This window comes from Pseudomonas putida (assembly GCF_009883635.2).
GTDB lineage: Bacteria > Pseudomonadota > Gammaproteobacteria > Pseudomonadales > Pseudomonadaceae > Aquipseudomonas > Aquipseudomonas putida_W.
In genome coordinates, this window is record NZ_CP026115.2 from 4,962,127 (window position 1) to 4,974,202 (window position 12,076).

Consider the following 12,076-nt stretch of genomic DNA (forward strand, 5'->3'; position numbering starts at 1 on the left):
TCCTTATTTTTTTTGCGCCGGCACGTAGCCGGCCGGGGCCATGCTGACCAGCTGGCGGGTAACGAAACCGGCGTCCTGGTCGTGGTCTTCCAGCGACTCCTTGCGCACCAGCGCATCGCGCACCATGTGCGCGCCGAAGAAGCGGAACGGCTCTGGCGGCAGCAGCTTCATCTTCTGGTTGACCAGGCCGCAGTTGGCCCACTCGTCATTGGCGTGGGTGGCCAGCGACTTGATGATGCGACTGGCGAACACGGTGGTAGCCACGCCGTTGCCCGAGAAGCCGATGCCGTAGCTCACCGTCTGGTGATGGTCGAGGTAACCGAAGTTGGGCAGGCCCTTCATGGCCCGGTCGATCGGGCCGGTCCAGCTGCTGACCACCGGCACGTCCTCCAGCTGCGGGTACAGGCGGCGCAGTTCGGCGGCGACCCTGTCGGCAGCCGGCGAAGGCTTTTCATAGAGGTTGCCGATGCGTCCTGCATAGGCGAACTGGCCCAGTGGCTTGCCGAACACCACACGGCCATCCGGGGTGTTGCGCCAGTAGTTGAGCACGGTGCGCGAGTCGGTCATGCACTCGCCACGGCTGAAACCGATGGCATCGAGCTTGGCCTTGACCGGCGCGGTGGCCACCATGTCGCTGGACATGATCGCGATCATCCGGCGCAATTCCGGGAACTGCGCGCCCCAGGCATTGAGCGCCAGTACCACGTGGTTGGCCTTCACGTGGCCTTTGGCGGTGTGCACGACGGGGTGCTTGCCACGTACCAAATGGGTGAACGGCGACTTCTCGAAAATCTTCACTCCCAGCTTCAGCGCCACCCGGCGCAGGCCACGGGCGAGCATGGCCGGCTGCACGGTGGCGGCGTTGGGGTCGAAGATGCCGCCGAGCACCAGCGGCGAGCCGACGCGGCCGCGAATGGTTTCGCGGTCCAGGTCCTGGAACGGGTTGACGTCGAGCTTCTGCAGCCCGTCGGTGAGCACCCGCCAGGAGTTCATCTGCCGCTGGTTGGTCGCGGTCCACAGCCAGCCATCCTTGCGGTACTGGGCATCGATACCGTGCTCCTGGCAGAAGCTGCCGATCTCGTCGATCGCCGACTCCGCCGCCTCGCAGATGCGCCGCGCCTCGACGTCGCCGCAGATGGTGCGCACCGACAGGTACTTGCCCCACCAGTTGGTGGCGATGCCGCCATTGCGGCCGCTGGCGCCGGAACCGCAGCGGTCGCGTTCGACGATGACGATGGTCTTTTCGGGATGTGCCTGTTTCAGGCGGATGGCCGACCACAGGCCAAGGAAGCCACCGCCGACGATACACACGTCGGCTTGAATCGAGTCCTGCAGGGCAGGGGCCAGGTCGCTGTCCAGGTCGAGTGCCTGGGCATACCAGAATCCGCGGTACATGAGGGGTGCCTCTGAGCATGTTGTTGTGGCTACATGATGCTCAGCGCGCCCGGCGGCCCGATATTACAGCCATGACAATTGATAGAACGGCGGCGCGTTTTGTCATGGACTTACTATTTGTCGTGCGGCATATGATATGCCGGACGCCAGTTGCGCCCTACAATGGCGCTATTCAGCATGTCATGAGGCCGACTTTCATGGTTGCGCAACTACAAGAAGAACAACAACTACAACCCCCGGCACAGATCAAACCCGAACTGCGCGTCGGCTTCGTGCTGCTCAACCAGTTCACCCTGGTGCCCGTCGCCGGCCTGGTGGATTCGCTGCGCTTCGCCGCCGACAAGTCGTTCCGCAGCCAGCAAGTGTATTGCCAGTGGGACTGGATGACCCTCGACGACCAGCCGATCGCCGCCAGTTGCGGCATGCCGATTTCGCCGACCAAACCCCTCAACCTGTTCGCCCAATACGACTACATCGTGGTCGCCGGCGGCCTGCTCGGCGAGACCCGCAATCCGCCAGACTGGCTACTGGATGCCTTGCGCGACGTGCATGCGGCCAACATCCCGATCATCGCCCTGTGCTCGGCTTCGTTCGTGCTGGGCAAGGCCGGGCTGCTCGACGGTCGCCGGTGCGCGGTGCACTTCACCCTGCGCGACGAGTTCCGCGAGCGCTTCCCGCTGTCGACCATGGTGATCGACAAGAGCTACGTCGATGACCGCGGCATCATCACTTGCCCGGGTGGCACCGCCATCGACCTCGCCGCCAACCTGATCCGCCGCCACTGCGGCGCGGTGCGGGCGCAGAAGGGCCTGGAATACCTGCTGGTGGATGAGCGGGCGGAGGAGGAAAGCGACAAGGCTGCCAGCGAATGCGTGTACCAGAACGACCGGGTGCAGCGGGCAATTGCCTTCATGCGTGCCAACCTCGATGCGTCGATGACGCTCAAGGCGGTGGCCGAGGCGGTAGGCACCCACCCGCGGCAGCTGCACCGCGAGTTCGTTGCCAACACCCAGGAGGCGCCGGCCAACTACTGGCGCAAGTTGCGCCTGGACCACGCGCGGCGCCTGCTGGTGAACACCAGCCAGAACATCACCACCATCGCCTTGGCCTGCGGGTTTTCCGATGCCTCGCACTTCATCCTGTGGTTCCGCAAGCAGTATGGCGAGACACCGTACAGTTTCCGCAAGCGCCGGCATGAGGTGGAGCGGTTTGACTGGCACGGTGACAAGGTGGGGTTGGACCCGGAGTTGTAGCCTTTTGAAAGCGCCGATTTTTGCATACCCGCCGGCCGCCCGCACCTGACATTTCTACCAGTTTCGCAGTTGCAGTAGCCCAGTTAACTTTCTCCCGACGCCGTATCACCGAGCAGGACAACAGGCGTGTAATCGGGAGAGGACAATGGCAAAACGCAGATCGACCAAAGCTGTATCGCTGTTCGAAAGGCTGCTCGGTACCGAGCCCGGGATCAAGCTCAATCTCGAAGCGGTGCCGCTGTCCGACGATTTGCTGACCGGCCTGCAGCGCATGCGCCCAACTGCGCTGATGGCGCAGTTCCCGTCCCTGACCCACGCGCAAGCGAAGCAGCTCAAGGCGCGCCTGGATGTCACCACTGCAGCCATGATGCGGGCGTTCCGCGAGAAGCGCCTGAGCGACGGCGGCAGGCGTTCAGCGGAGGAACTCAAAGGCCCCCTCGCACAGTCGACCGGGCCTACATTTGAAAACCAGTTTGACCCGACCTGGGGCAACAACGCTGATCCCCAGGCGGTAGACGCCTCCATGTCCCCCGCCGCCTACCTGATCGACTTGCTCCTGTTCATCGAGCAACATCTGGAGCCCGAGGCCGTTGCCGAGCGCGCGCTGACCCTGCGAAATCGCCGGCCAGATGTGTTCAAGCTCATGCTCGATGCGCAAACCATGAACCAGGAGGTCACTCAGGTCGAGGTTGTTATCCGGGCGTTGCAGCACTTGATCGAAACGCAGCGCCAGCAAACACCGCAAGACCTTACGCAAGTCGAAGACAGACTGCTTGAAGTTCGCTATCCACCCCGGTTGTTTCCCTACGAAGCCTACTGGCAGCAAATCCGTACCGTACTGGCACACAACAAGGTGCACCTGAGCGAAGTCTCACGCCTCAGTGACATCCAGGCCCCGTACTTCATCCGCCCAGGCGCCCATTCATCGCACTCTGACGATGCCCTGCTGCAAGACTCTGCAATGGGGCCGCTGCTGCGCAAGCTTCTGCTTGAGCCGCCGTATTTCCAAGAAGGCACAGCGGTTCAATTTACTCGGCTGACAGCTGAGCTGCAGGCCCTGACGACGCGTGGGGAAGGGCAGGCTGGCCTGAGTGATGCCGAGGCTGAAGCAGATTTCTTTCAGCACAATTTTGGTGTCCAGGGGTACCCGGACCTGCAGAACGTGGTCATTTTCTGCCAGGCATTGCAAGTCGACCAGGCAGGCATGCAGCGGTTGTTTGCCTTGGCTGAGCATACGCCGCTGCGCTCTGCCAATGTGCCGGAGGCCACGGTGAAATGGGCCAGCGCCAGCCTGGCCGGTGCTCGTTTCATCAACAGTGGTGGCACTGATCCGGTTGCGGTCGGCAATCAGGACGGGGATGAGAAACAGCACGAGTTCCTCTTCCTCACGGCTGCCCGGTGCGACCGGGTCAACCGCCTGGTGCGTGTGGCCAATGCCCTTGGCCTGGAATACGCGGACGCTGACCGGCTGCTCTGCGCCGCCATCGACGGCGAGACGCATACCGTGATCGAACGCAGCCGAGGGCGCCTGAGCAGTGCCGACAGGCCGATGGTGATCACGTCCGATACGCTGAGGAGCCTGGGGCTGTTCCAGTTTCTGCGCGAGCGTTTTGCGCTGGTGGACACGCCGGAGCGCCTGGCCCGTTATACCGACGACTTTTCCGTTCTGCTTGCTGACATGTCCATCTATGGTACCAGCAAGGCACCCAGCCAGTTCGATCAGGTGTTCAACAGCAACAGCCCCAACGTTCTGTGGCTGGATCAAGAGCCACTCAGCCTGACCGATAACGATGAAAAAAGTAAACGTTTCATCGACCTGTTGTGCAGTGGCCTGGGCATCAACATGGAAACCTTCCGGCCCCTGGCGCGCGTGATCATGCAGGCCCAGGGAAGCCTGACGCGTTCGCTGCCGGTGGTTTCGGCTTTCTTCCGGCTGGTATGGCTGGCCCGCCTGCTGGCGATCACCCCCGTAGAGCTGCTGTCGCTGCTGGAAGTGCTCAACCCGGAAGGCCTGTACGCGCTGCGCTTGGCTGGCAAACCGCAGGTTGCGACGTACCGCAGCGATACCACACAGACCGATGTGATCAACGTCGTTCATGCCCTCGCGACGAGCGTGCTGTGGTGTCGGGAGCAGGAAATTCCGATCGCCTGGCTGGTGCGGCAATTACTGCCCCACGAGCGTTCGGATGTAGCCTCCATGGAAGTCAGGACCCTGCTGACCGAGCTGGCGAGCAAGCTGCAGCCCTTCCGGGCGTTCAACGCCCTGCTCGAGGAATCCGGAGTGACCCCGCTCAACAGGGGCAACTGGCAAAGCTATCTGCTGCAGATCGTTGACGGTGACGGTTTGATCACTGACAGCGGTAACCCGGAAGAGGACTTCGACCCTGCGCTGTATGAAGACTTTGCCAGGCGGGAAATCGTGGCAGTGATCGAGCAGTTGCAGCCGCAGGAACCGGACCGTACTGCGGTATCGAAGGTCCGTGCAGCCGAGGAGCCTGAACTGCCTGCATTGACCGACGATGAAGCCGAGCGCTTGGCCAGTCTGATTCTTGGGGTGGTACTGCGTGTGCGCTCGCAACAGTGGGGGGCGGTGCAGGAGCAACTGGCGCAGCTGCTCGAACTTGAGTCCAGCATGGTCATCCCGGTGATCTACTGGGCCGAGTCCAATGTGCATAAGTGGATGCAAAGCGCCATCGGCTTCGACCCGCAACAATTGGACTCGATACAGCTCAAGGCCATCCTGCCGCTGGAGCGGCAAATGCAGCGCCGCGCCGAAGTGGTCAGGCAGTTTGCACTGAGCCCGGCGTTATTCTCCAGCCTGTTGGTACGCACCCAGCGCCAGCGCTTCAGTATCCAGACCCCTGAACTGACCTTACCGACGCTGTACTACCTGGAGCGCTACACGCGCCTGCTGCGTATGGCCAGGCAGTCGGAAGCACAATTGCTCGGCTACTTCTCGTTGGTCGAAGCCTTGGGTGAGATGAGCGACAACGAACGCCGACTGGTCAAGGATGCTGCCGCCGAGAAGGTTGCCAATCTTCTCGGGTGCGGCATTCGCGAAGTACTGGATGTGGCGAAACTGGTGTCGGCCGACGGCATCATCCGCAACCTGGCCCAATTCTGTGCGCTGCTCGATACCCGGGAATTGTGCAAGAAGACCGGCTTGAGCGCAGCCTCGCTGATGAAGCTCAGCCAGCTTGGCCCTGGCTCCGATACCAGTGCCTATCGGGCGACGGCGGAAGAAATGCTCAGCAGCCTCAGGCATACGGTCGAAGCGCCCAGGGACGATGAGGAACTGCGTCAGAGTTTGTCCACACGCTGCATCGCCAGTTCTCTGCGGCTGATTGCCAAGGCAGCTGATGAAGACCAGTACGAGGAGCATGAAAAGCGCTCGATTCTGACGCTGACCTTGCTGGACATGGACAACCAGCCCGTGCCGGGCATCCGGGTGAACTGGTCCACCGATCAGGGCGATTTGCTGGATCGCTTCAGTTACACCGATGAACAGGGGCGAGCCAACGTGACCTTGCAGGCGGGAGACGCGCAGGGCGTGGCGAATGTCAAAGCCAGTTATCTGCTCGACAGTGAGGCCTACGCCCCACCGGTAGTGATCGATTGCGATGACTTGACGTTCGACCTTTGGCGGCTGGGTAACAAGCCCGAAGAGCCCTGGCTTCCAGCGGGCAACCAGGGAACCTACACCCTGAAGTTTCAACTCAGGGATCAGCTTGGAAACCTGGGGGGCGATCGTCTTGTGTCCTGGTCTACCAGTATTGGCCACCTCGTCGACAGCGATGGCAACAGCACGACCGATCGTGACGGCATCAGCACCATGAAGGTGCGGAGCATGGAGGCGGGCGAGGGACGCGTGTTGGTCTGGTTCGGCAATTTGCCCCCGGTTGTCGGCAGTATTGGTTTCGCCAACAGACCCTTCATCAGCGCATTGAAGCTCACTTCTGCGGCAGTGGCCGGCCAGCCCATCAGCGTCACCGCCTGGGTATTCGGCCTGGACGGCAAGCCGGCCGCCAACCAGCCGCTGCTCTGGAATTGCGAGGAGGCCGTGGAGGACCAGGCGGATGAACAGACTGATGAAAAGGGCATGGCCCATGCCACCTTCAAGGATGCCGGCACTGGTCTCATGCGGGTCACTGCTCTGCTGACCACCGAAGGCCAGGACTATGTCAGCAAGGAACTGGAGTTCAAGGTGTTGGCCGATGCCGATCAGTACGTAACCCACCAGTCCTGGGACTGGCCAATGGCTGACGGCGTCATGGCTGCGGAGTTCGAAGTGACAATCTGCAGTTCCGAAGGAGAGCCGGTGGCGCGTTATCCGGTGACCTGGAAAGTGCAGGAGGACGACACCTTGTCCCAAGTCGTGGTGACGGGGGAAGAGGGTGTCAGCCGTTTCGCGCTCAAGAGCAAGGAGCCGAAAACCTTCAACGTGGTTGCCAGCTGGGCGGGTAATACACATCCGTTCGAGGCCGTCCAGTTCATGCCGGCACTGGCAGTTGATATCGAATTCGATGGCAAGCGCGTGGAGGAAACCATCGAGATTGTTCAGCCGTCGTCAGGGAGAACCCAACATACCCTGACCTATCACCTGACAGACCATCCACTCCTGAACATGCCGGTGCACCTGCGCTATTTCGGTCGCCATTCGGCCTATTCGCTGGGGCTGTCAGTCGACCCTGCACTCGGGAAGGAGCAATCCTTTGACGGTGGCAAGGTGCAATGGACCATCAATTGCGAATCCACGGCGCTGATCCAGCCCGGCAATGGTGAGTTCAGGCTGATGTACGAACACGCCGTTGACGGTATCCAGACTCCGGTCAAGGTTCATCCACCCCGTTAATTCTTTTCCAGAACGTACTTACATCGCCGTTAGCGAGGTGATCATGAACGCTGCACTGAGCAATCAACTGGCCGAACAATGGCGGGATGCGTTGTCTGCCTACAGCATTCACCATGTGTTGCCCGATGTGCTGCAGGCTTCGGCCCTGAACATGGTGACAGCCGAACACCTGAGCAAGTACCTGTTGCTGGATACTCAGGTCACCTCGGCGGTGACCACATCTGGCCTGGCTGAAGCGCTGGCCTGTGTACAAACGTATATCAACGGTATTTTCAATAATATCGAGCCCGGTTACGACGCGCCGTGGCCATCGGCACTGCGTACGTTCTGGCAACAGGGCATGGCCAACTACTCGATCTGGGCGGCCTACCAGATGCTCGAAGACTACCCGGAGAACTACATTCGGCCGGAGCTGCGCCTGGACAAGACCGAGCTGTTCCAGGGGCTGGAAAACGAACTGGCGCAGGGCAAGATCACCGACGCGGCGGCGCAGAAAGCGCTGGTGAACTACCTGAACGGTTACGAGTTCCAGAACAGTATCCGCGTGCAGTCCGCTTACATCGACTATGCCGGCCCACAACAGGATGAAGGCAAGTTCCCCGGCTATACCTTCGCCAACTCGGATTATTACCTGCTGGGGCACGATGCTGCCTCACCGCCGAAGTATTACTGGCGCAAAGTCAAGGCACGCCTGGACCAAGAGTCCACCTACATGCAACCCGATGCCTGGAGCGAATGGAAAGCCATCGGCATGCCGGCGGCTGCACAGGTGGTTGAGGCCAGGTTGGTGCTGCTCTGTGGGCGCCTGCATCTGGTGTGGCTGCAATACGAGGCACCGCGAGAAATCCAGCAAGTTGACGAGGAGGTTGACAAGGAGCGCTATGCCTTCAAAGTGCAGTTGATGTATCTGGGGCTGGACAACCAGTGGTCGACACCGGAGCTGTTGATCAGCAAGGACTCGGACGTCGATAAGGGCAAGGACCCCTTGGAGAATACGACGCATCGTTTGTTGGCCTTGGCCGTTGGCAAGGCGCATGGCAGTGACGACCAGTTGTATGTCGCATGGGTGAACGACAAAACACTGATCGGGCAGGTGCAACGTGATGTCTTGAAGCGCGCTGCGACTGAAGCCATTGATACGGATGACCTTGAAAAGCTGCTCGATGTCTTTGCAGACCCCGACGGCGGTTTGGCTTTCCAGCGCCGAATCACCAATGCGCGCAAGGAGCCCGTGTCGGTCAAGCCACAACCTGGCAACGACCCCTATTTGAGCGTGGTCGTATTGCTTGAGGCCCACCCTGGGGAGACTTACACACTTCATGTGCGAGGCCGCAGTACGAAGGTCCTACCCGTTCCGGTGCCTGCGGCGGTCTATCTTTCCAATGGTGGAGCACTCGTCAACTTGAATTGGATGCGCGTGGACGTGCGCACCGGTCCTTCAGGCGCGTTGTTGCTGCGTTGCATTACTGCTTCAAAGCCAACGTTCGAGGAGTTGGCGTTGCAGCACGAGGGCAAGCCGGTCACGTCCTTGTTGAGTAACGCTTTCAAAATGCGCAATTTTGGCTGGTACGAGGCGCAGGTTGATCTCGCCGCATTTGATATCCAATTACTCGGCTATGAAGCCAGCACTATTCGCCAAGGTGCCGGCTTCACCTTCAGCGTCGATGGCAGTTCAACCCGGGCGCTGGCGTACCCTGGCAACTTCATCACCGGGCTGGCCGAGAAAATGGCCACCAGAGATATGACGGTTACCATTGGGGACACCGCCTTTGCTGCGCAGCAACTGACGCTGAACGGGAGAGCCACCAGTGCCTGGCGAAGCCTGGAGCTGGATAAAGAGGCCAGCAGCATCAAAGTCAAGTTTGCAAGTGCCAGCGACGAATCTGCGCAGTTTGAGGTCGGACTGGGCAGCATGATCAATGACGGTAAGCCGCCGACTATCGCTCGGCAGACCAGCGGTACGGATTTCCTGGTCGTCAACTTGCACAAGGCGGGGAGTGAATATCGTACCGTTACCTCACGCTTGAATTCCCAGCATGTCACCGACCTGATCAACCGGGCGCAGGCCTCGCCCCAGGCTGTTTTTGCCTGGGATGCCCAGCTGCTGCAAGAGCCAGCCTTTGACCCCAAAGGCGGCAGTGGGATCTATCAAGGATGGCAACGTGCGGACGATGATCCCAAGCTGGAGTTTTTCGACGCCAATGGCCTGTACCTGCGCGAACTGTTCTTCCATGTTCCGCACCTGATCGCCTCACGGCTCCAGGAAGAAGAGCGCTTCGAGGACGCACGCCGTTGGCTGGGGCTGGTGTTCGACCCGCAAGGCAAGCAGGCGCAGACCGAGCAGGCCGGTGTCGACTACTGGAGTTGTGCCTGGCTGCTGCAGGACGACACCCAGGCCGCCGGCCTGGAGCACGAATTGGCCGACCCCCACGCGATTGCCCTGCATGCACCGTCCCACTACCGCAAGGCGGTGTTCATGCAGCAGGTGCAGTTGTTGATCGGCGAGGCCGATCTGCTCTATCGGCGTCAGACCCGTGACAGCCTGGCCAATGCCTGGTTGCTCTACAACATGGCAGCCGACCTGATGGGGGAGGCGCCGACCGCCAGGGCTATCGATACCTGGCAGCCCAAGCCCGTCGAGGAGCTGCTGCAAGGCTCGCGAGCCGGTGAATTGAGGCTGCTCGAACATGCCCACGTCGTGCAGCCGGCCGACCTGCCCAAGCAGCTGGAAACGTTCGTCTGGGCAGGCGTCGCGGCGCACCCGGCCTTCCGTGCGCCGGTCAACCAGCAACTGTTGGACACCTGGGGCGTGCTGGCTCGACGCTTCCATAATCTGCGGCATTTTCTGACCCTCGAAGGCAACCCGATGCAGTTGCCGCTTTACGAGGCGCCAGCCAACCCCTTCGACCTGCTGCTCGCGCGCATGGGCGGCAACGCCAGCCTGGCGCACCTGCAGGGCTACCGCACGGTTGTGCCGCCGTACCGCTTCCGCACCCTGGTCGCCAAGGCACAGGAAACGGTGGCCACTCTGATCCAGTTCGGCGAGCAGTTGCGCGGTTTCATGGAAATGCGAGACCGCAGCGAGCAAGAGGAGCTGCAGTTCAAACACGCAGCGAACATCGCCATCTTCGCCATCAACATACAGCAGCAGCTGCATCTGCAGCAGTCGAAGAACCTTGAAGTGCTGACGGAGCAGCATGCTGCCAGTGAACTGCGTTGTAAGCATTATAAGGCGCTGTATGACGAGAATGTCTCGGCCAGGGAGATCTCGGCGATGGTTGTGCATGGCGCGAGCTCCATTGCTACCACCGTCGGCAGCGCGTTGATAGGGTCAGGCTATCTGGCGAATACCCCGCCGGTTATTTACGGCATGTCTAATGGCGGCCATCAGCCGGGCAATCCAATGATCGCGTTAGGGACCAAAATGTACGCGGCAGGAAGTGCAGGGGAGCTCATCGCGAAAACCATTCAAGACTCCGAGATGTACCGCCGTCGCCGTCAAGAATGGGATTTGCAGTACAAGCTGGCCATGAAGGAAAAGGATGTGCTGGACAAGCAGCTCGAAGCCCAGATACACGCCACGTCGGCAGCCTTTGCAGCGGAGCAACACAGCTGGAAGGTCATGGCCCAGGCCCTGGAGATGTATAGGTTCTACCAGACCAAGTCGACCAGCGAAGACCTGTACAGCTGGCTGCGATCCCAAGCCCGCGCTTGGCTTGCGACCCTGTTCGATGTGGCCGTCAGCCTCTGCAACAGCGCCGAAGCCTGCTGGCAGTATGAAACCGGCAACTACGACAAGCGCATCATCCGCACGCCTGTGTGGCAGGCCGACCGCTGGGGCCTCAATGCAGGCGCAGAATTGCGCCTGGACCTGCAACGCCTGGAGGCCGAAGCACTGCTACGCAACGAGCGGCACCTTGAGATACGCAAGACCGTCTCGTTGCAGGCACTGTTGGTGGGCGATGAGCCGCTGCTGTTCGATAAACGCGGCGAGCCGATCAAGAACTGGCTCGACTTGCTCGACGTGTTGGGCGAAGACGGCGAGCTGGCGTTCAACCTGTCGCAATCCCTGTACGACCAGGACTACCCCGGCCATTACATGCGCCGCCTGCACAGTGTGGCCGTCTCGCTCCCAGCGCTGCTGGGGCCCTATCAGAATATCCGCGCCACCTTGACCCAGACACAAAGCAGACTGCTGATCAGGCCTGACATCGAGGGCGTGTACTTCCTGACACCGCAGGCCCAACGCAACGGTGACGGCAGCAACGTGATGATGAGCCTGCGCCCGCACCAGCAAGTGTGCCTGTCTACTGGCAGCCAGGACCTGGGGCTGGTGACCGCCGCCGAGGCGGATGATCGCTACCTGCCGTTCGAAGGCACCGGGGCGGTTTCAAGCTGGCGCCTGCAGTTCCCGCTTCCCAAGATGCAAACCCAGTTGCTTGAAGGGCTCAGCGATATTGTCCTCGACATACGTTATTACGCCCTGCCGGGTGGTGCGCAGTTCGCACGTGAGGTCCAGGCGCTATTGAGCCCGGTAGGCAATGAACATTCGCCTTCCTCTTTTTGAAACGGCCTC

General features: G+C 60.9%; 4 protein-coding genes. 3 read left to right on the top strand and 1 reads right to left on the bottom strand.

Translation table 11 applies throughout. From position 1 onward, the window contains the following. Window positions 1-3: 3 nt before the first annotated feature. Window positions 4-1,395 carry an NAD(P)/FAD-dependent oxidoreductase gene (locus C2H86_RS22770; protein WP_159409936.1) on the bottom strand — a complete coding sequence of 464 codons (1,392 nt, stop codon included), beginning with the start codon at window positions 1,393-1,395 and terminating at the stop codon, window positions 4-6. A 197-nt stretch (window positions 1,396-1,592) separates the two neighbouring features. On the opposite strand from C2H86_RS22770, the gene C2H86_RS22775 reads away from it, so the two are divergent. The 3 genes from C2H86_RS22775 (at window position 1,593) to C2H86_RS22785 (ending at window position 12,067) form a co-directional block, all read left to right on the top strand. Further along, a complete protein-coding gene (locus C2H86_RS22775) occupies window positions 1,593-2,648 on the top strand; it encodes a GlxA family transcriptional regulator (protein ID WP_159409937.1) in 1,056 nt (351 codons plus the stop codon). Window positions 2,649-2,793: 145 nt separating this feature from the next. Further along, on the top strand, window positions 2,794-7,500 hold the full coding sequence (locus C2H86_RS22780) for an Ig-like domain-containing protein (RefSeq protein ID WP_159409938.1): 4,707 nt from the start codon (window positions 2,794-2,796) through the stop codon (window positions 7,498-7,500). 43 nt (window positions 7,501-7,543) lie between these two features. Beyond that, a complete protein-coding gene (locus tag C2H86_RS22785; RefSeq protein WP_346266725.1) occupies window positions 7,544-12,067 on the top strand; it encodes a neuraminidase-like domain-containing protein in 4,524 nt (1,507 codons plus the stop codon). Window positions 12,068-12,076 lie beyond the last annotated feature (9 nt).

Bases quoted from the DNA above. Each gene is read 5' to 3' on its own strand.
- C2H86_RS22770 (WP_159409936.1), bottom strand. From the start codon at position 1,395: ATGTACCGCGGATTCTGGTATGCCCAGGCACTCGACCTGGACAGCGAC.
- C2H86_RS22780 (WP_159409938.1), top strand. From the start codon at position 2,794: ATGGCAAAACGCAGATCGACCAAAGCTGTATCGCTGTTCGAAAGGCTG.
- C2H86_RS22785 (WP_346266725.1), top strand. From the start codon at position 7,544: ATGAACGCTGCACTGAGCAATCAACTGGCCGAACAATGGCGGGATGCG.
- C2H86_RS22775 (WP_159409937.1), top strand. From the start codon at position 1,593: ATGGTTGCGCAACTACAAGAAGAACAACAACTACAACCCCCGGCACAG.